The following is a 2,599-nucleotide window of genomic DNA, read 5'->3' on the forward strand; positions in this document are numbered from 1 at the left end:
TTATTATCATACTTTTTATTTAAAATCTTTTATTTATAAGCTCTTTTTATAAAGCTCCCACAAAATCCATTAATATTTTTTTATGATCAAATACTAAAGAGTCATAAGGAATATCTTCTATTTTATAAATGCAAGCCTCTTTTGCGTCATCCATGCCTTTTGGGACGCCAGAGGCTTTACAAATAAAAACCAAACTTATCGCATGAAATCTAGGATCTCTTTGGGGATCGCTATAAACTCCCAAAAGCTTTTCTATATTTACATTTAAACCGGTCTCTTCTTTCATCTCCCTAACTAAAGCCTTTTCAACACTCTCACCTATTTCTACAAACCCCCCTGGAAGCGCCAACCCTAAAGGCGGATTTTTTCTTTTAATAAGAACTATTCCTCTAAATTTTCCTTCTTCAAAAATTTTTATTATCCCATCAACCGCTACAAAAGGGGTTTTAATATTCATTTTTTCTCCAAATTTTCCTATTTTTTGCTTATTTTAAATTAATTGTTATAAAATCTATATAAAGTATCAATTTTGAGGAGAGAGTATGGATATTAAACCTCTGAGTCTAAAAGAGTTAGATAATAGATGCAATCCGGAAATTTTTAGTTTTAAAACTACGCAAGAAATTGAAAAAGAGTTTCAGATTTTTGGCCAAGAAAGAGCTATTAAATCCATCGATTTTGCAACAAAAATGGATAATAATAAATATAATATTTTTGTAATGGGACCAGCGGGGCTTGGCAAACATGAGATTGTAAAAAAATTATTAAAAGATAGAGCAAAATCAAAAAAAATACCAAACGATATCTGTTATGTTAACAATTTTTCCCAACCAAACAAACCTATCGCAATAATTTTGCCAAGTGGAAAGGGACAAGAATTTAAAAAAGATATGAAAAATCTTATAGAAACCCTAAAAAGTGCCATTCCTACCGCTTTTGAGAGTGAAGAATACAATTATAAAAAAAAGATGATAGAAGAAGAGTTAAAAAATAGAAGCGATTTTTTATACAAAAAACTTGAAAATGAGGCAAAAAAACTTGGTATTGCAGTTGTTAGAACACCAGCTGGGATAATGTTTGTGCCCTTAAAACCTGATGGCACACTTATGAAACCCGAAGAGTTTCAAGCTCTTCCTCAAGAGATAAAAGATGATTTAGAAAAAAAAGTAGATATTTTAAATGATAGGCTAAACGATATAACAAGAGAACTAGCGCTTTTTAGAAGAGAACTTGTTGAAAAACTAAAAAAATTAAACGAAATGACAACAGATCTTGTTGCAGGACATTTAATAGAAGAGTTGAAAAGAAAATATTCAGATAATAAAAAAATTATAAAATATTTAGACAACGTGAAAAAGGATGTTGTTGAAAATCTTCAAGACTTTCTTTTCAAAGAGGAGAGTTCGGTATCGATGCCTTTTGTATTTTATACGCTTATTAGACCATCTTTTAAAAGATATGAGGTTAATGTTCTTGTCTCTTTTAAAGATGAAGAGTTTGCTCCTGTGGTTTATGAAGATAATCCTACATATGAAAATTTAATCGGAAGAATTGAGCATATAGCACAAATGGGAACTTTAATAACAGATTTTACCCTTATTAGGCCTGGGGCTTTACATAAAGCATCGGGAGGATATCTTATTTTAGACGCAAGAAAGCTTCTTTTTGAACCTTTTGCTTGGGAATCTTTAAAAAGAGCGATTCTTTCAAAAAAGATAAAAATTGTTCCAAAAGAGAGAATGATAGGATTGATTAGTACATTAACGCTAGAACCTGAGCCTATAGATTTGGATATAAAAATAGTGCTTATAGGAAATAGGATTTTATACTATCTTTTATACAATCTTGATAGCGATTTTAAAGAGCTTTTTAAAGTTGTAGCCGATTTTAATGAGATATATAATAAAGATGAAGAGTCGTTAAAACTTTATGGATATCTAATCGCCTCTTTCGCAAAAGAAGAAAATCTTTTGCCCCTCTCAAAAGAAGCTGTTGCAAAAATAGTAGATATTAGCTCAAGATATGCTCAAGACGCAAAAAAACTCTCTTTAGAGATAAAAAAGATAAAAGACCTTATGCAAGAGGCAAATTTTCTTGCAAAAAATAGAAACTCGCAAATCATTGAAGATATAGATATAAAAAACGCTGTAAAAGCCAAAGAGTATAGGAGTTCAAGGGTAAAAGAGTTAATTCAAGAGGAGTTCAATAGAGATATTTTAAAAATAGATATAAAAGGTAAAAAAATAGGCGTAATCAACGGACTTTCGGTTATTGATCTTGGAGATATTAGTTTTGCTAAACCTTCAAAAATAACAGCAACCGCAAGAATGGGAAAAGGTGAGGTTGTAGATATAGAAAAAGAAGCTGAACTTGGTGGAAAAATATATACAAAAAGCACTATGATAATTGCTGGTTTTTTAAAGGGAAGATATCTTTTGGATATGCCATTAACTCTTAGCGCCTCTTTGGTTTTTGAACAGAGCTACTCTTTCGTAGAAGGAGATAGCGCTTCGTTAGCTGAAACTTGTGCTCTGCTTTCAGCTATTTCAAATATACCGATAAAACAAAATATTGCCGTTACAGGCTCAATAAGCCAAAA

General features: G+C 31.0%; 2 protein-coding genes. One reads left to right on the top strand and one right to left on the bottom strand.

Annotation, left to right across the window (positions count from 1 at the left end; genetic code table 11):
• Positions 1-46 precede the first annotated feature (46 nt).
• On the bottom strand, positions 47-457 hold the full coding sequence (locus tag AC30RD_RS08290) for an NUDIX domain-containing protein (protein ID WP_489494011.1): 411 nt from the start codon (positions 455-457) through the stop codon (positions 47-49).
• Between the two features lie 85 nt (positions 458-542).
• Here AC30RD_RS08290 and AC30RD_RS08295 point away from each other — a divergent pair.
• A partial coding sequence (locus AC30RD_RS08295) for a Lon protease family protein (protein ID WP_489494012.1) occupies positions 543-2,599 on the top strand: 2,057 nt, incomplete at its 3' end.

This window comes from Nitrosophilus sp., assembly GCF_982775275.1.